This window comes from Pseudomonas sp. G11 (assembly GCF_029457515.1).
Lineage (GTDB): Bacteria > Pseudomonadota > Gammaproteobacteria > Pseudomonadales > Pseudomonadaceae > Aquipseudomonas > Aquipseudomonas gorinensis.
The window spans coordinates 1,940,601-1,955,889 of sequence record NZ_CP120377.1 but is presented as its reverse complement, the minus strand read 5'-3'; the positions used below and the strand labels follow the sequence as shown (position 1 = coordinate 1,955,889).

16 protein-coding genes are annotated in these 15,289 nt (G+C 62.6%); 5 read left to right on the top strand and 11 right to left on the bottom strand.

Annotation, left to right across the window (positions count from 1 at the left end):
- Nucleotides 1–19 precede the first annotated feature (19 nt).
- From P2T68_RS08940 to P2T68_RS08920, 5 genes are all read right to left on the bottom strand, one after another.
- Nucleotides 20–1,342, bottom strand: a complete 1,323-nt coding sequence (locus P2T68_RS08940) for an MFS transporter (protein WP_024074024.1) — start codon at nucleotides 1,340–1,342, stop codon at nucleotides 20–22.
- A gap of 74 nt (nucleotides 1,343–1,416) precedes the next feature.
- Nucleotides 1,417–2,295 carry an SMP-30/gluconolactonase/LRE family protein gene (locus P2T68_RS08935; RefSeq protein ID WP_069075451.1) on the bottom strand — a complete coding sequence of 293 codons (879 nt, stop codon included), beginning with the start codon at nucleotides 2,293–2,295 and terminating at the stop codon, nucleotides 1,417–1,419.
- Nucleotides 2,296–2,497: 202 nt separating this feature from the next.
- The gene (locus P2T68_RS08930) at nucleotides 2,498–3,430 is read right to left on the bottom strand and encodes a 3-keto-5-aminohexanoate cleavage protein (protein WP_024074022.1); all 933 of its coding nucleotides are present in this window, start codon (nucleotides 3,428–3,430) and stop codon (nucleotides 2,498–2,500) included.
- Between the two features lie 79 nt (nucleotides 3,431–3,509).
- On the bottom strand, nucleotides 3,510–4,298 hold the full coding sequence (locus P2T68_RS08925; protein ID WP_069075452.1) for an SDR family oxidoreductase: 789 nt from the start codon (nucleotides 4,296–4,298) through the stop codon (nucleotides 3,510–3,512).
- Nucleotides 4,295–5,017, bottom strand: a complete 723-nt coding sequence (locus P2T68_RS08920) for a GntR family transcriptional regulator (protein WP_069075453.1) — start codon at nucleotides 5,015–5,017, stop codon at nucleotides 4,295–4,297. The genes P2T68_RS08925 and P2T68_RS08920 overlap by 4 nt, the downstream gene beginning before the upstream one ends.
- A gap of 133 nt (nucleotides 5,018–5,150) precedes the next feature.
- Here P2T68_RS08920 and P2T68_RS08915 point away from each other — a divergent pair, with 133 nt between their 5' ends.
- Nucleotides 5,151–5,717 carry a hypothetical protein gene (locus P2T68_RS08915; RefSeq protein WP_277379259.1) on the top strand — a complete coding sequence of 189 codons (567 nt, stop codon included), beginning with the start codon at nucleotides 5,151–5,153 and terminating at the stop codon, nucleotides 5,715–5,717.
- On the opposite strand, the gene P2T68_RS08910 is transcribed toward P2T68_RS08915, so the two are convergent.
- Nucleotides 5,718–5,861 (bottom strand): hypothetical protein, encoded by a 144-nt coding sequence (locus P2T68_RS08910; protein ID WP_173860561.1) that lies wholly within the window; start codon nucleotides 5,859–5,861, stop codon nucleotides 5,718–5,720.
- A gap of 197 nt (nucleotides 5,862–6,058) precedes the next feature.
- Here P2T68_RS08910 and P2T68_RS08905 point away from each other — a divergent pair, with 197 nt between their 5' ends.
- Together P2T68_RS08905 and P2T68_RS08900 are read left to right on the top strand one after the other, a co-directional pair.
- Entirely contained in the window at nucleotides 6,059–7,363 is a 1,305-nt protein-coding gene (locus P2T68_RS08905; protein WP_102625591.1) for an MFS transporter, read from the top strand.
- Nucleotides 7,363–8,121, top strand: a complete 759-nt coding sequence (locus P2T68_RS08900) for a substrate-binding domain-containing protein (protein WP_277379258.1) — start codon at nucleotides 7,363–7,365, stop codon at nucleotides 8,119–8,121. The genes P2T68_RS08905 and P2T68_RS08900 overlap by 1 nt, the downstream gene beginning before the upstream one ends.
- Here P2T68_RS08900 and P2T68_RS08895 read toward each other — a convergent pair.
- A complete protein-coding gene (locus P2T68_RS08895) occupies nucleotides 8,113–9,015 on the bottom strand; it encodes a LysR family transcriptional regulator (RefSeq protein ID WP_024074015.1) in 903 nt (300 codons plus the stop codon). The genes P2T68_RS08900 and P2T68_RS08895 overlap by 9 nt on opposite strands.
- A gap of 268 nt (nucleotides 9,016–9,283) precedes the next feature.
- Here P2T68_RS08895 and P2T68_RS08890 point away from each other — a divergent pair, with 268 nt between their 5' ends.
- Together P2T68_RS08890 and P2T68_RS08885 are read left to right on the top strand one after the other, a co-directional pair.
- On the top strand, nucleotides 9,284–9,496 hold the full coding sequence (locus P2T68_RS08890; RefSeq protein WP_024074014.1) for a cold-shock protein: 213 nt from the start codon (nucleotides 9,284–9,286) through the stop codon (nucleotides 9,494–9,496).
- A gap of 70 nt (nucleotides 9,497–9,566) precedes the next feature.
- On the top strand, nucleotides 9,567–9,776 hold the full coding sequence (locus P2T68_RS08885; RefSeq protein ID WP_024074013.1) for a cold shock domain-containing protein: 210 nt from the start codon (nucleotides 9,567–9,569) through the stop codon (nucleotides 9,774–9,776).
- 36 nt (nucleotides 9,777–9,812) lie between these two features.
- Here P2T68_RS08885 and P2T68_RS08880 read toward each other — a convergent pair whose 3' ends face one another.
- From P2T68_RS08880 to P2T68_RS08865, 4 genes are all read right to left on the bottom strand, one after another.
- A complete protein-coding gene (locus tag P2T68_RS08880; RefSeq protein WP_024074012.1) occupies nucleotides 9,813–11,438 on the bottom strand; it encodes a methyl-accepting chemotaxis protein in 1,626 nt (541 codons plus the stop codon).
- Nucleotides 11,439–11,622: 184 nt separating this feature from the next.
- Nucleotides 11,623–12,648 carry a histone deacetylase family protein gene (locus P2T68_RS08875; RefSeq protein WP_277379257.1) on the bottom strand — a complete coding sequence of 342 codons (1,026 nt, stop codon included), beginning with the start codon at nucleotides 12,646–12,648 and terminating at the stop codon, nucleotides 11,623–11,625.
- A gap of 68 nt (nucleotides 12,649–12,716) precedes the next feature.
- Nucleotides 12,717–13,946: a Zn-dependent hydrolase gene (locus P2T68_RS08870; protein ID WP_102625537.1), complete on the bottom strand. Its 1,230-nt coding sequence runs from the start codon at nucleotides 13,944–13,946 to the stop codon at nucleotides 12,717–12,719.
- A 13-nt stretch (nucleotides 13,947–13,959) separates the two neighbouring features.
- Nucleotides 13,960–15,279: an MFS transporter gene (locus tag P2T68_RS08865; RefSeq protein WP_024074009.1), complete on the bottom strand. Its 1,320-nt coding sequence runs from the start codon at nucleotides 15,277–15,279 to the stop codon at nucleotides 13,960–13,962.
- Nucleotides 15,280–15,289: the final 10 nt, after the last annotated feature.

Genomic DNA, 15,289 nt, shown 5'->3' with positions numbered 1-15,289 from the left:
GGGGCGCATCAATGTTGTTCTAGGGTTGAAGTTGCACGGCCATGGCCCGCGGGCGATGGGAAAACAGTTGCAGCACAGCACCGCCCAGGGCGCAGCCGGCCATCACGAAGAAACACACGGTGTAGCCATGCAAGGTGGTCCAGCCGCCGCCCATGGCGATCAGGCTGCCCATCAGCACCGGCGCCAGGCCACCGCCGATAAACATCGCCGTGGTGATGATGCCGTTGGCGGTGGAGGTTGCCGACGACTCGGCCGAGTCACAGGCCACTGCGTAGTAGATCGGCCACACCGCGTTGGCCACCAGGCCGAACAGCAGTTGCACGACGATGATCAGGGTCAGGGTGTTGGCGAAGTAAAACGCGCCGACACTCGCCGCCATCCACAGCCCGCAGATGATCAGGGTGGTACGGCGGCCGATGATGTCCGACAGCGACGGCCACACCAGTTGCCCGAGAATGCCGGTGAGCGTGAACACCACGCTCATCCCCGCCGACTCCGCCAGCGACAGCCCGGCGATGTTGTAGAGGTAGGCCGGCAGCACGATGTTGACGCCCATGTACACCACCTGCGTGAGCATCGTGTTACCCGCCGTCAGGGCGATGTTGCGATTGCGCAAGGTGGCGACAAAGGTGCGCCAGGCATCACCCTTGATCTGGCTGGCCGGGGTGTTGTCCGGTGGGGTCATGCCTTTGGCGGCGATGTCGACGTACAGCGCGGTGATGCGCTCGGCAGTGGAATATCGCGCCCAAAAGATCATCAGCGGCAGCGCGACCACGAAAGCGAAGAAGAACACGTAGCGCCAGTTGTCCTCGCCAAACACCGTGATGACAAAGCTGGCGACGATGCCACTGAGCATCGCGCCGATCGGGTAACCGGTGTGGTGCGCGCCCAGGGCAAACCCGCGCCGCTCCACCGGCCACCATTCGGCGGTGTTGCTCACGCCGACCGGCTCGCCCCAGCCGGCGCCAAGGTTGACGCCGACACGCAGGGCGATAAACGTCGCGAGGTTGCCGCTCAAGGCTTTGAAGCCCGACAGAAACGAAATCGCCGTGTAGCCGAGCACCAACGGCACCTGGAACCGCGCACGTTTCCACCCCCCGCCGTAGCGGTCGCTCCACATCGAACCGGGGATATCCAGCAAGGCCAGCGCGAGCATGACCACCGTGGCCACGGTGCCCCACTGATCAGCCGACAAATCGAAATGCTTGGAGATGGTCGGCCCCAGCCGCAACACGATCTCACGGTCGTAGGCGTTGAGGATCCAGATCATCCAGCAGACCAGCAGCGACACCCAGGAATGCCGGTGAATGCTGCGCAGCGACGCTTTTTTTAAAGTTGCCATGGGCCTCTCCAGGCGCGCGAGGGCGCGCACTGACACAAGGTTGCGGAAGGAAGGTGCCTGGTTGAAAAAACGCGCTAGCTGGCGAACCTTCGCTCGGCTATTCCTTGCACGCCCAGCCCGCTGATCGCGAACAACGCACCGCGCTGCTGACCGTCGGCCGGAAAACGCGGCAGCGGCGGCCTGGCCATGGAGGTCACGAACAGGGTGTCCAGGTTCGGCCCGCCGAAGGTCAGGCTGGTGACCTTTTTCACCGGCATCGGGATCACCCGATCGACCTGCCCATCAGGGGTGTAGCGCACCAGTTGCCCGGCATAGACCAGCGCCTGCCACAGGCAGCCTTCGGCATCCACGGTGCAGCCGTCGGCCGCGCCGCCAGCGGCGGTATCGACCTTGGCGAAGGTGCGTCGGTTGCTCACGGCGCCGCTGGCGAGGTCGTAGTCATACGCCCAGATCTCGCCGGACCAGGTGTCGCAGAAGTAGAAGGTTTCGCCGGACGGGCTCCAGCACGGACCATTGGACACGATGATGCCCTCGTCCAGGGTGTGCAGGCTCAGGTCGGGGTCGAGGCGATAGAGCTTGGCGCTGGGGCTGTCTTCCAGGGTGTCCATGGAACCGAAGACAAAGCGGCCCTGGCGGTCGACCTTGCCGTCGTTGAGGCGGTTGTTCGGCAGGTGCGGTTCCGGGTCCTGGATCAGGGCCAGTTCGCCACTGGCCAGGTCCAGGCTGTGCACGCCGTTTTGCAGGGCAACGATGGCCGCCTCGCCGGTATGGCGCAGGGCCATGGAGCCGATCTTCTGGCCCACGTCCCAGGCCCGCAGTTCGCGGCCGTCTTCGGTGCAGCGCAGGATGCGGCCGTCGGCGCTGTCGATCCAGTACAGCCGTTGTTGTTCGACGTCCCACACCGGGCCTTCGCCCAGGGTGGTCTTGACGTCCACAAGCACTTCGATACGCATGGTGTGATCCCCTTATTGTTGTTGTGCGGGATGCAGGCCACGCCCAGATGGGTAACCCCTTGTAGGAGCGAGCTTGCTCGCGAAAAACGTCAACGATAACGCGTGCTGCCTGGTGTAACGCGGTGTCTTGGCGTTTTTCGCGAGCAAGCTCGCTCCTACAGTGGATCGGTGAATATCACCGGGGCGCGACCTCAGTTGTGGGTTAGAAGTTGACCTGGTCACGCCCCTTGAGCCCGAGGATTTCCCGCGCTTCATCCGGCGTGGCGACGCGATGGCCGAGGGCTTCGATCACCGTGCGAATGCGCCGCACCTGGTCGGCATTCGACGCCGCCAACTTGCCTGGGCCGTCCCACAACGAATCCTCCAGGCCGACACGGGCGTTACTGCCCATGGACAGGCCCATGGTCGCCAGCGGAATTTGCCCACGCCCGGCACCGAGGATCGACCACACGTAGTCATCGCCAAACAGGCGGTCGGCGGTGCGCCGCATGTGCGCCAGGTCTTCGGGGTGACCACCGATGCCGCCCCGCAGGCCGAACACCGACTGGATAAACAACGGCGGCTTGAGCAGGCCCCGCTCCAGGAAGTGCGCGGCGGTGTAGAGGTGGCCGATGTCGTAGCACTCGATCTCGAAACGGGTGCGGTTCTCGGCGCACGAATTGAGGATATGGGCGATGTCGCGGAAGGTATTGCGAAAGATCCGGTCGTCACTTTCTTCGAGGTACGGGCGTTCCCAGTCGTGCTTGAACTCGGTAAAGCGGTTGAGCATTTCGTACAGGCCGAAGTTCATCGAGCCCATGTTCAGCGAGGCCAGTTCCGGCTTGAACTGCATCACCGGTTGCAGGCGTTCTTCCACGCCCATGGTGGGCGCGCCACCCGTGGTGATGTTGATCACCACGTCGCTGGCGGCCTTGATGTGCGGCAGGAATTCAGCGAACAGCGCCGGGTCCTGGCTGGGGCGACCGTCAAGCGGGTCGCGGGCATGCAGGTGGACAATGGCCGCACCCGCTTGGGCGGCACCGATGGCAGCGGCGGCGATTTCCTGGGCTGTGATCGGCAAATGCGGCGACATCGACGGCGTATGAATGGCGCCGGTGACGGCGCATGTAATGATCACAGGGCGATTTTTGGGCATGACGATTCTCCGACTTTTATTCTTATGAAAAAAAATCCCGGTGCAGCGGTGGGTTCTTCCTTGGCGAAGCGCGTGCGGCTTACAGGTACTCGACGTTACCGTCGACGCTGATCGCTTGGCCGGTCACGTTGCGGGCGGCAGGCGAACAGAGAAACAAGGCCATGGCCGCGACGTCTTCGGCGGTGACCATGCGCTTGAGGGAAATCTTGTTGAGGTACTCCTGGCGCATCTCGGCTTCCGGCACGCCGACCTGTTCGGCACGGGCGCGAATCACACCGTCCATGCGCGGGCCTTCGACAATGCCAGGCAGCAAGGCGTTGACGCGGATATCACTCTCGCCCAACTCCGAGGCCAGGGATTTCATCAGGCCGACAATCGCCCATTTGGTCGCCGCATACGGCGTGCGCCACGCGTAGCCCAGGCGCCCCGCCACCGAGGCGATATGCAACAGGTGGCCGTGGGAGGATTCCTTGAGCATCGGCACCGCGTGGTGGGCAAACCGATATTGCGCAGTCAGGTTGATGTTGATGGTGGCTTGCCATTCGGCGTCGCTGATCGCATCGATCCCGCCGGTGGGCCCGGCGATCCCGGCATTGTTGACCAGCACATCCAGGCCGCCGAATTGCTCGCGCTGCACCGTGAACACGGCTTCGATCTGCGCGGCCTCGCTGACGTCGGCACGCGTGGCGACGGTGCCTGGGTATTTATCGCGAAAGGCCGCCAGGGCCGGTTCGCTGACATCACACACATGCACCTGGGCGCCGGCTTCGAGGTACGCCGCCGCCACGACTTCACCGATGCCGGCAGCCCCGCCGGAAATCAACACACGTAACCCAGGATAGGGCTGCAACCGTTGTAGGACACTCATGCCCGTTTACCTCCTGAAGCAGACGACCGCGAACGGTCGTTCTTGACGAGCAGGCGCGCCAGGGAGTCGGCGGCCTGCATGATGTCATCGGTCACCGCCGCGCGGGCACCGGCGCCATCGCGGGCAGCCAGGGCCTCAACGATGCGCGTATGCGCCTCCATCGAGCGTTGCAGGTGAGCTTTATCGGGGGCGACCAGGGCAAAGCAGGGGCCCATGTGCAGCCAGAAGTTTTCCACGGCGGCCATGGTCAATTCGGCCTGGGCCACAGCGTAGATGCGCCGGTGGAACGCGAAGTTGGTCCACAGGTAGCGCGACACGTCGACTTCATCGGCGGCGTGCTGCATCTGCTCGCACAGGTCGGTGATTTCGTCGAGGTCAGCCTTTTGCAGGAGCAACACGGCCTTTTCCGCCAGCAGCCCTTCGAGGGCGACCCGCGCATCGCGAATTTCGCGCAGGCGTTCGACCGTCATCATGCGTACGCGCAGACGGGAGGTTTCCGTGACTTCAAAGGCGTTTTCGGCACTGAGGCGTTGCAGCGCTTCGCGCACTGGCATGGGGCTGGAGCCAAGCGCTTCGGCCAGGCCACGGATGGTGAGTTTCTGGCCAGGCTGGAAACGGCCACTCATCAAGGCTTCGCGGATCTGGCGATAGACCTGGTCTTGCAAGGTATCGCGGGACACCTGGCGCAGGGTGGGCAGGAGAAGCGGACCATCTGTCATGAGGCAAACCTGTGTTGTCGTTCTTATGGCGACAATATGTGATCACAAATCAAATATGTCAAATAATTTCCCAAACCCACGACAGCACACTTGTCACAGAGTTGGCCCCTGTTGATCATGAATACCCTCTGGAATGGACGCTGACCCCCTGATGAAAATCCACTGCGTTGTGCTCCCGCTGCTGTTGGCCGGATGCACGGCCATGGCGCCCTATAAGGCACCGCTCGACGGCCCCCGAGCACAGGTCAAAAGTGAATTGAGCACCCACGACAGCTACAACGAAGGGCTGTCTGTCAGCGTTTCGACGGATCATGAGTGCCTGGAAGGCAGGGTGGGAACGCCGAGTCAGGAAACCGCATTATTTGCCGTGCACGGCACCACTTCGCGCCCCGACGGTTACGTGGACATCGCCGCCAACCAAGCGCTGCACCTGATCGTGTCGGGCCTGGCGAGCGCCGGGCGGCGCTGTGTGATCGAGTTCAACACTGAGTTCGCCGCCCAGGGGCGTTACCTGCTCAAAGGCGGGATTGCGGACAGCGACAGCGGCTGGTGTCGCGTTGAGGTGATTAATGCCGATACCGGTGCCTCGCTGGTTAAATTCGAGAGCCCGACCCAGGTAACACCTGCCCCCACGGAGCGCTATTCGTGGAGGCAGTTCATGGCCCATCAAGGTTGCTTTTTGCCCTCGATCGAACATTGATCAGGGCTTGAGCGGACGTTCCTGATCCCGCTCGGACAGCTCTGTTCCGTCGTCCGGATGCTTCCAGGTCTGGGGTTTTTCCTCTTCGTGTCGCCGGGGTTGCTCACGCTTCGGCTGCTCTTGACGCTTCTGTTCATTACCCATAGCCACCTCCCATCCGTAAGAATTGGACACACCTGCAAGCATAGAACACGGCAGTCATTTGGGGCGGGCTCGCGGATTGATAATCTGCACGCATCAATACATCCAAATAACTCACTTATCATTTCTAAATGTGTCAGCCACTATCCGCGGTCTTAAGCGAAACAAGCACTTTAAAAGAACGCTGGAGACACAAAACCATGAATAGCCCTTCTCGGCCTGACGCCGCTCGCTCGAAAATTGGTGCGGTTTTCCGCGTGACTTCGGGCAACTTCCTCGAACAGTTCGACTTCTTTCTGTTCGGCTTCTATGCCACCTACATTGCTGCCGCGTTCTTTCCCGCCGCTAATGAGTTTGCGTCATTAATGATGACCTTCGCCGTGTTCGGCGCAGGCTTCCTGATGCGGCCATTGGGCGCGATCATTCTGGGCGCCTACATTGACGACGTCGGTCGCCGCAAAGGGTTGATCGTGACCCTGTCGATCATGGCCAGCGGCACGCTGCTGATCGTGTTGGTGCCCGGTTATCACAGCATTGGCCTGTGGGCCCCGTTGCTGGTACTGATCGGCCGCCTGCTGCAAGGTTTCTCGGCCGGCGCAGAACTGGGCGGTGTGTCGGTGTACCTGTCCGAAATGGCCACGCCCGGCCGCAAGGGCTTCTACACCAGCTGGCAATCGGGCAGCCAACAGATCTCCATCGTGGTGGCCGCCGCATTGGGTTATGGCCTGAATGTGTGGATGGAACCGGCCGTGGTGGCCGATTGGGGCTGGCGTATCCCGTTCGCCTTCGGTTGCGTGATCATCCCGTTCATCTTCGTGCTGCGCCGCAACCTGGAGGAAACCGAAGAGTTCGCCAACCGCAAACATCGCCCCACCATGCGCGAAGTGTTGGCGACCCTGGCGAAGAACTGGACTGTGGTCATCGGCGGCATGCTGATGGTCGCCATGACCACCACGGCGTTCTACCTGATCACCGTGTACGCGCCGACCTTCGGCAAGACCGTGCTGCAACTGAGCACCTCCGATGCACTGCTGGTGACCTTGCTGGTGGCCGTGTCGAACTTTGTCTGGCTGCCCATCGGCGGCACCTTGAGCGACCGCTTTGGCCGCAAGCCGGTACTGGTCGCCATGACCGTGCTGACGGTTCTCACTGCTTACCCGGCGTTGTCCTACGTGGTCAACGCGCCGAGCTTTGCGCATATGTTGGAAGTCCTGCTGTGGTTCTCCTTCCTCTATGGCATGTACAACGGCGCAATGATCCCGGCGCTGACCGAAATCATGCCGGTGGAAGTGCGCGTGGCGGGCTTCTCCCTGGCCTATAGCCTGGCGACCGCACTCTTTGGCGGTTTCACTCCGGCGATTTCCACCTGGTTCATCCACCTCACCGAAGACAAGGCCTCCCCGGCCTACTGGATGATGTTTGCCGCGCTGTGCGCCTTGTGCTCGACCCTGGCGCTGTATCGCCGGGCCAACACCCGTGGGCAAGTGATGCAGGAGGCCGTGTGATGAAGACGCTATTCAAGACCCTGACGACCCTGGCCCTCGGCACCCTGGCACTGACGGCCCAGGCCGAAGAACTCAAGGTCATGACCTCGGGTGGCTTCACTGCGGCGTATAAATTGCTGGGCCCGCAATACGCCAAACAGAGCGGTGATACCCTCGACACGATCCTCGGCCCCTCGATGGGCAAGGCGCCGGAAGCGATTCCCAACCGCCTGGCCCGTGGCGAACACGCCGACGTGGTGATTATGGTCGGCTACGCCCTGGATGAGTTGATCAAGCAAGGCAAAGTCGACCCGGCGTCCCGCGTGGAATTGGCGGATTCGCGCATCGGCCTGGTGGTGAAAGAAGGCGCGGCGAAACCGGCGATTGGCACCGACGCCGAGCTCAAGGCCGTACTGCTCAAGGCCAAGTCCATAGCGTATTCGGACAGCGCCAGCGGTGTGTATGTCGAGAAGGAGCTGTTCAAGAAACTCGGCATGCCCGCCAAGGGCAGCATGATCGAACGCATCCCGGTGGCCGAGAAGGTTGCCAAGGGTGAATACGAGGTGGGCTTGCAACAGGTCGCGGAACTGTTGCCGGTGCCGGGGGTGACTTACGTGGGCAAGATCCCGGAAGACGTGCAGTCGGTGACACGCTTTGCGGCGGGCATTCCGGTTAACGCCGAACACCCGGCCCAGGCCAAGGCACTGTTGCGGTACCTGGCCTCGCCCGAGGCACAACCGCTGGTGCAATCCACCGGCCTGGACTCGGTGTCACGCTGACCGAAACGGCATCTCCCGCACCAACCGCTCCAACTCCAGCGCCGCGGGCGGCAATGTCCGCCCGCGACGCTTGATCAAGCCCACGTTGCGCATCACCGGCGGCTCGACCAGCGGCACACTCACCAGAATCGGGTGTTCGCCCGCCGGCATGGCGATCGACGGCACCATCGCCACCCCCAGCCCCGCCTCCACCAAGCCGATCATCGTGGTCACGTGGTGTGTCTCGCAGACGCTCGGTTTTTTCACCCGCACGCCGTGCAAGGCCTGGTCCAGCAGGGCGCGGTTGCCCGACGTCTTGTCCACCGTGATGTAGTCGTGCTCGTAGGCCTCGGCCCAGGTCACGCTGTCGCGTCCGGCCAACGGGTGGTCCCGACGACACGCCAGTACATAGCGCTCCTGCATCAGCAACTCGAATTCCACTTCATCGGCCAGGCTGCCGCTGAAACTCACGCCAAAATCCGCCTCGCCACTCCCCACTGCGCTGCACACCTCACCGGCACTGGCGTCCAGCACCCGCAGGCGAATCTTCGGGTACAGCTTGTGGAACTCGGAAATCACGTGGGGCATGAAGTAATACGCCGTAGACGGCACGCAGGCGATGGTGACGTCGCCCATGCGCGTGGACGCCACGTTACTGATGCCCATCAGGGCAATGTCGAGGTCGTCGAGCATGCGCTCGACCTGAGGCAGGAATGCACGCCCGACCATGGTCAGGCTGACCCGGCGCGTGGTGCGTTCGAACAGCTTCACATCGAGGGCGGATTCAAGCTTTTCGATACGGCGGCTGAGGGCCGGCTGCGAAATCCGGATGGCCTCGGCGGCGGCGCGAAAACTGCCCTTGTCTACCACGGCGCGGAAGGCTTGGAGGTCGTTGAGGTCGAAATTGATGATCACGGAGGATGGCCAGTGGGAATCGGAATGCCGGCATTATCGTATGGGCGACGACAGGGCGCCATGCGCGCGCGGACGGCCGCCCGAACACTGCGGGTCTTCAGCATGAAACTGCGCAGTATGGCGCGCTTTGACGGCCTGAAAACCTGTCAGAAATGACAGTACCGTTGGTCTCGCGCCGTGTTGACGACTGGCAGGCGCGGGGCTTTTATTAAGTATGTCGCGTTGCATCGGCGCGCATCAGGACACAAGGGTTTAGAGGGTACGAACAATGAGCAACAGACAGAACGGCACGGTGAAGTGGTTCAACGATGAAAAAGGCTATGGGTTTATCACTCCGGATGATGGGCCCGACCTGTTCGTACACTTCAGGGCGATTGAAGGCACTGGATTCAAGTCATTGAAAGAAGGACAGAAAGTCAGCTTCGAAGCGGTGCAAGGGCAAAAAGGCATGCAGGCCGACAAAGTCCAAGTGGTCGGTTGATAAACCGTTGGATGACCGCTTCACCCCGCCCACCACGGGCCATGTATTGCACTGAAAAAGGAGAACGGCCATGTCCAGAACAACTCCACAGACTGCAATTTTCATCAGCAGCGAAACTGCCGTCCATGATACGCAAGACGTGTTCTTTCGTAGCAGCACCGCCCAGGGCGGTCGAGTGCTGCGCGAGGGGCAAATCGTCAGCTACGAATTGGAACGGGGGCCGGGGGGTGAGTGGCAAGCGGTCAATATAAAGATCGAGGAAGAACCGACGCTGAATTAGCGCCTTCCTGCCCGCCGCCACTCACGGCGCACGTCACTACAGCTGAAAGCGTGCCACCGCCTCGTTGAGGGCGACCGCCAACTGCGCCAATTCACGGCTCGACCCATTGATCTGCCCGGCGCCGGAAGACGACTGGGCAGACAGGTCGCGAATATTAACGATGTTGCGATCGACCTCCTTGGCCACCTGGGCCTGCTCCTCGGCGGCGCTGGCGATCACCAGGTTGCGCTGGTGAATCTGGTCGATGGAGTCGGTGATCTGGCTCAACGCACCACCGGCTCCTTCAGCCAGGGCCAACGTGTCAGTGGCGCGCTGGGTACTCGACTGCATCGATGTCAGTGCCTGGTCGGAACCCGTGCGCATCGCGGTGACCATCTGGTCGATTTCCAGGGTCGATTGCTGGGTACGGTGGGCCAGTGCACGCACTTCGTCCGCCACCACCGCAAAACCACGCCCGGACTCACCGGCCCGCGCCGCTTCGATAGCGGCATTGAGGGCCAGCAGGTTGGTCTGCTCGGCGATGGAGCGAATCACGTCGAGCACCTTGCCGATATCCCGCGATTGCTCGGCGAGGTTCTGTACCAGGGTCGAGGTTTCGCCGATGTTGGTGCTCAGGGCTTCAATGGCGCTGACGGTTTCGCCCACTCGGTGCTGGCCCTCGCGCGCCGTTTCATTGGACAGGCGTGTGGATTCGGAGGTGGACACCGCATTGCGCGCCACCTCATCTGCGGCCGAGGTCATCTCGTTGACCGCCGTGGCGGCCTGCTCGATTTCAGCGGTTTGTTTTTGCAGGCTGCGGCTGCTTTGGTCGGTGATGCCATTGAGGTCGGTGGCGGAAGACGCCAACTGACCGGCCGACTGGCGAATCAGTTGCAAGGTCCCGCGCAGGCTGGCTTGCATGCTCTGGAGTGCCACGAGCAGGCGGGTCACTTCATCGTCGCCGGTCACCGCCACCGTTTGGGTCAGGTCGCCTCGGGCAACGTTTTCTGCGGTCCGCACTGCATGGCTCAGGGGGCCGATGATGCTGCGCGTCAGCAACCACGCCAGCGCCACGGTGCTCAACGCGGCCAGCAGCACAAAACCGAAGACCATCGTGCGCGACCGGCCGTACTGCGCCTCAGCCGCCTGGCCCTGCTGGTTGATCTGCGCGTTGTAGTAGTCGGCCAGGGCGTTGAGTTGGGCTCCGGAGCCATCCACCACGGTTTTCATGTCCACCAGCAGCAACTTGTTGAGCTCGGCGCCCTGCTGCTGGTCGGCCAGGACAAACGACTGGGCCAGCCCCTGCTGGTATTGGCGCAGCGAGACCTGGAACTGCTCATACAACGCGCGCACCTCGGGGGTGTCGATCACCGCGTTGAGGTCGGCCAGCCGCTTGGCCAGGTCCTGGCTACGAGTGTCCATCTGGCTGCGGTATTGCGGGATGCTCGCGGGGTTCGGGTCCAGCGCCATGCGCAAAGAAATCGTACGAATGCGCAGCATGATTTCGCGAATGTCCGCCACCATGCGCATCTTGGGCACCAGCCCGCTTTCCACCTGCACCGCACTGGCACGAATGCTGGCCATGTTCGAGAGCGCGAAAAAACCCAACAGGGCGACGAGCAAGGCAATCAGGGCAAAACCCAAGCCCGCGCGACGGGCGATGGACAGGCTGCGAAGGGACATGTTTGGCGGCTCTCTTTTTAGGGATATGACATCGTATGAGAGCGTTTCGGCCTGCCGGGGCAGTACTTTAGCCCCACGAAAAAAAGTGTTGCCAACGAGTTCCACGTTGGTTGGCAACCCCTTAACGCCGGCGGGGCATGGAGCCCAGCAGGCTTTCAGTTTCAGCCCCTTGAAAGCGGCCTGATTACATGCTCCAAGCCTGTGGGCCGTCGAAAAACGCCTGGGCATTACTGTCCAGCGTCTCCAGGTGATACCCCCCTTCCTGCACGATCACACAGGGCAACCCCAGCCCACGGATGCAGGCTCCCAACTGCGCAAACCCCTGGCGCGTCACCGCGACTTTGCTTTGCGGGTCGAGTTCGTAGATATCGAAGCCCAGGGACAACACCAGCACCTGCGCCGAGAAGTCTTTGACTGCCTTGAGTGCCCGCTCCAGTTGTGCAAAAAACACCGCCTCGCTGGCACCGTGCGCCATCGGCAGGTTGAGGTTGAAGCCTTCACCGGCGGCGTTGCCACGCTCTTCGGCGAAGCCGGCGACGCCGGGGTAGAAGTTGGTGGGGTCGCCGTGGATCGACACGTAGAGCACATCGTCGCGGTCGTAGAAAATCTCCTGGATGCCCTGGCCGTGGTGCATGTCGGTGTCGAGGATGGCGACGCGCTGGAAGCCTTCGCGCAACGCCTGTGCCGCGACGGCCGCGTTATTGATGTAGCAGAAGCCGCCTGCCGCATCGAAGCGCGCGTGATGACCTGGCGGGCGACACAGTGCATAGGCTGCGGGCGACCCGTCGAGGATGGCCCTGGCGGCGGCGACGGCGCTTTGGGCTGACCAATACGCCGAGCGCCAGGTGAGTTCACCCACCGGGCAACTGCCGTCGGCCAGGTAGCGCGCAGCCTGGGCCAGGACGCCGCGCAGGGCGTTGGGCTCGCGCACGAAGATATTGGACATGACTTCGTCGCCCCAGTCCTCGGGGATTTCTTTCCAGAGCGCGTGGGCTTGCTGGAGGAAAGTCAGGTAAGACGCGCCGTGGACGGCCAGCAGGGGCTCAAGTCCATAATCCTGCGGTTGTTGAATATCGAAGCCAAGGGTTTGCGCGGCCAGCAGCAGGTTGCGGGCACGCTCGGGGACTTCCTGCGGCGTGCGCATCTGGCCGCGGGAATAGTAGCTGCGCGGATGGTGCAGCAGCTGTTCGGGGTGGAAAAACGTACGCATAAGAGGCTCCTGGATGAACACTGCGTCCCTGTTTGAGCGGGACGGCGCCAGTCTTCAGGTATGAGTGGTCATGTGGCCTGGCCGGCGCGAGCCAACACGGCGTTAAGCAATACATCGGTGCCCTGGCGCACGTCTTCGGGCAATACATCTTCGGCTTCGTTGTGGCTGAGGCCGCCGACGCAGGGGATGAAGACCATTGCGGTGGGGCAATAGCGTGCCAGGTGAATCGCGTCGTGACCGGCGCCGCTGACGATCCGCTGCTGGCTGTAGCCCAAGGCGTCCACCGCGGCTTGCACGCAGGCCACGCATTGCGCATCGAACGGTGTCGCCGGGCTGATCCAATGGGGGCTGATGGTGACGTCCAGCCCACGTTGCGCGGCGATGGCCTGCAACTGTTTGCGCACCTGCTGTTCCATGGCATCAAGGTCGGTGTCGCGGTGATGGCGCAGATCGACGCTAAAATGCAGCAGCCCGGGGATGGTGTTACGGGAGGATTTGGCGATGCTCAATTCACCAACGGTCGTCAGGCCCTCGGGAGCGAAATCCTTGGCCAGGCTTTCCAGCGCCTGGATCATTTGCGCAGCGCCATACAGCGCGTCCTTGCGCAGCGGCATCGGCGTCGTGCCTGCGTGCGCCGCCATGCCGGTGACGCGCACATCGAGCCAGCGAATCGCCTGGCCACCAGTGACCACGCCGATGCTCTTGGCGTTGTCTTCCAGGATCGGGCCTTGCTCGATATGCGCTTCGAAATACGCATCCACCGCACCACCTGACGCGCGCTCACCGTGGTAGCCGATGGCGCGCAAGGCCTCGGCCACACTGATGCCATCCACGTCGACACTGGCCAGGGCCTTGTCCAACGCCAGGGCGCCAGTGAAGACCGCCGAGCCAAGCATCGCCGGGGTAAACCTGGCGCCCTCCTCGTTGGTCCATACGGCGATTTCCAACGGTTTACGCGTTTGAATACCGTGGTCGTCAAGGCTGCGGATCACTTCCAGGCCAGCCAGCACACCGTAGACACCATCGAAACGCCCGCCCTCCGGCTGAGTGTCGAGGTGGCTGCCCATCATCACCGGGGCGGCGTCCTCCTCCGTCCCGGCGCGGCGGGCGAACAGGTTGCCGATGGCATCCACGCTCAAGGTCAGCCCCGCCGCAGTGCACCAGTGGCTGAACAGCTCGCGACCGGCCTGGTCCTCAGCGCTCAAGGCCAGGCGGCAACTGCCGCCGCGTGCGGTCGCACCCACTTCAGCCATGGCCATCAGGCTGGCCCACAGGCGCGGGCCATTAATCTTCAACATTACCCATCTCCCCTCAGACACTTGGGGCCATTTCGAGACGGTGGGCGGTGGCGTGGCGGCGCGATAACGCCAATACGCACACCAGCGAGACCGCCGCGATCAGGCTGTAAAACACCGCCATCGGCCACCATTGGCCCTGGTAGGCATGGGCCAGCCAGGTGCCGATCAATGGCGTCAGACCACCGGCCAGCGCACCGCACACCTGATAGGCCAGGGAAATCGCGGTATAGCGCACACGGGTTTCAAACAGGCCGCTGACAAAGCCGGCGATGACCGCATAAAACGAGGCCATGCACACCACGGCCAGGGCGATGCCGAGGATGATCAACGGCGCCTGGCCGCTGCTCACCAGCACGAACATCGGGTACGGCGAAGCCATCGCCAGTACCGTCATCGCGCAGAGAAACCGCGTGGCGCCGACCTTCTCCGCCACCCAGGCCGCCAGCGGCTGGACACAGAACTGGATGATGGCAACGAAGAACAAACACTCCAGAATCAACGAGCGCGGTAAGCCCAGTTGCTGAGTGCTGTAGGCAATCATGAACGTGTTGGTGAAATACACGCCGGCGATGCCCAGGGTGTTGGCGCCAATGCACAGCAACAACGGGCGCCACGCGGTTTTCAGCACTTCGATCACCGGGGCCTGGTCGGGCTTGATCGCCCGGGCCTTTTGCGCCAGCGCCTGGTCTTCGAGGAACTCAGGGGATTCGTTTACGCCCAGGCGAATCGCCAGGCCCACGATCAGCAGCAAGGCACTGGCCAGGAACGGCAGGCGCCAGCCCCAACTGAGCAGGTCTTCTTCCGGCAAACGCGTCACCGCGCTGAACGCCAGCAGCGACAGGATCAACCCTGCCGGGCTGCCCAGTTGGGCAAAGGACGCGAAGAAGTTCCGCCGCCCTTTGGGCGCATGCTCACCGGCCATCAGCACCGCACCGCCCCACTCACCACCGACGGCAATACCTTGCACGATGCGCAGCAGGACCAGCATGACCGGCGCCGCGACGCCGATCTGCGCGTAAGTTGGCAGCAGCCCGATACACACGGTGACCACGCCCATCATGACCAGGGTGATCACCAGGGATTTCTTGCGGCCAATGCGGTCGCCGATATGCCCGAACACGATGCCGCCCAACGGCCGCGCGAAAAAACCTACGGCAAAGGTGCCGAACGCAGCCATGGTGCTGAACAATTTGTCTTCGGAAGGGAAAAACAGCTGACCGAACACCAACGCCGCGGCGGTGGCATAGATGTAGAAGTCGTACCACTCGATCATGGTGCCGATAAAAGCGGCGGCCGCAGCACGGCGAGGCTGGGGCGAAGCGGAAGGCTTCATGGGGCGGGCT

What these genes read in the sequence shown, in the direction of transcription:
- P2T68_RS08940 (WP_024074024.1), bottom strand. Translation starts at nt 1,342, where the DNA reads ATGGCAACTTTAAAAAAAGCGTCGCTGCGCAGCATTCACCGGCATTCC.
- P2T68_RS08935 (WP_069075451.1), bottom strand. Translation starts at nt 2,295, where the DNA reads ATGCGTATCGAAGTGCTTGTGGACGTCAAGACCACCCTGGGCGAAGGC.
- P2T68_RS08930 (WP_024074022.1), bottom strand. Translation starts at nt 3,430, where the DNA reads ATGCCCAAAAATCGCCCTGTGATCATTACATGCGCCGTCACCGGCGCC.
- P2T68_RS08925 (WP_069075452.1), bottom strand. Translation starts at nt 4,298, where the DNA reads ATGAGTGTCCTACAACGGTTGCAGCCCTATCCTGGGTTACGTGTGTTG.
- P2T68_RS08920 (WP_069075453.1), bottom strand. Translation starts at nt 5,017, where the DNA reads ATGACAGATGGTCCGCTTCTCCTGCCCACCCTGCGCCAGGTGTCCCGC.
- P2T68_RS08915 (WP_277379259.1), top strand. Translation starts at nt 5,151, where the DNA reads ATGGACGCTGACCCCCTGATGAAAATCCACTGCGTTGTGCTCCCGCTG.
- P2T68_RS08910 (WP_173860561.1), bottom strand. Translation starts at nt 5,861, where the DNA reads ATGGGTAATGAACAGAAGCGTCAAGAGCAGCCGAAGCGTGAGCAACCC.
- P2T68_RS08905 (WP_102625591.1), top strand. Translation starts at nt 6,059, where the DNA reads ATGAATAGCCCTTCTCGGCCTGACGCCGCTCGCTCGAAAATTGGTGCG.
- P2T68_RS08900 (WP_277379258.1), top strand. Translation starts at nt 7,363, where the DNA reads ATGAAGACGCTATTCAAGACCCTGACGACCCTGGCCCTCGGCACCCTG.
- P2T68_RS08890 (WP_024074014.1), top strand. Translation starts at nt 9,284, where the DNA reads ATGAGCAACAGACAGAACGGCACGGTGAAGTGGTTCAACGATGAAAAA.
- P2T68_RS08885 (WP_024074013.1), top strand. Translation starts at nt 9,567, where the DNA reads ATGTCCAGAACAACTCCACAGACTGCAATTTTCATCAGCAGCGAAACT.
- P2T68_RS08880 (WP_024074012.1), bottom strand. Translation starts at nt 11,438, where the DNA reads ATGTCCCTTCGCAGCCTGTCCATCGCCCGTCGCGCGGGCTTGGGTTTT.
- P2T68_RS08875 (WP_277379257.1), bottom strand. Translation starts at nt 12,648, where the DNA reads ATGCGTACGTTTTTCCACCCCGAACAGCTGCTGCACCATCCGCGCAGC.
- P2T68_RS08870 (WP_102625537.1), bottom strand. Translation starts at nt 13,946, where the DNA reads ATGTTGAAGATTAATGGCCCGCGCCTGTGGGCCAGCCTGATGGCCATG.
- P2T68_RS08865 (WP_024074009.1), bottom strand. Translation starts at nt 15,279, where the DNA reads ATGAAGCCTTCCGCTTCGCCCCAGCCTCGCCGTGCTGCGGCCGCCGCT.